This window comes from Cognatundibacterium luofuense (assembly GCF_018139685.1).
GTDB lineage: Bacteria > Pseudomonadota > Gammaproteobacteria > Burkholderiales > Burkholderiaceae_D > Undibacterium > Undibacterium luofuense.
Genome location: NZ_JAGSPN010000681.1, coordinates 1 through 279, shown reverse-complemented (window position 1 = coordinate 279; position 279 = coordinate 1). Strand labels below are relative to the sequence as shown.

Annotated in this window: 1 protein-coding gene; it reads right to left on the bottom strand. The window is 57.3% G+C overall.

Annotated features, from left to right (window positions below; genetic code table 11):
* The coding region (locus KDM89_RS22170) for a hypothetical protein (RefSeq protein ID WP_212689893.1) at positions 1 to 279 on the bottom strand (279 nt) is incomplete at both ends.

Sequence of the window (279 nt, the reverse complement as noted above, 5' to 3'; positions counted from 1 at the left end):
AGCTTGAGCGCTTCAATCGCGTGGACAGCCGATTTACGGATCACGTACAACTTACGCTCCAGCGCGTCAGTCACCATGATGTCTGGTCCACGTCCGATGAAGATCTGACGGATCACCGGTTCTTTTTCGCGCACTGTTGGCGACATAGGCATGTCGCGGTCGACCGGTACATCGCGCCAGCCCAGCACCACCTGGCCTTCGGCACGCACAGCACGTTCTATCTCTTGCTCACAGGCCAGGCGGGACGCATGCTCCTTCGGCAAAAAGATCATACCTACA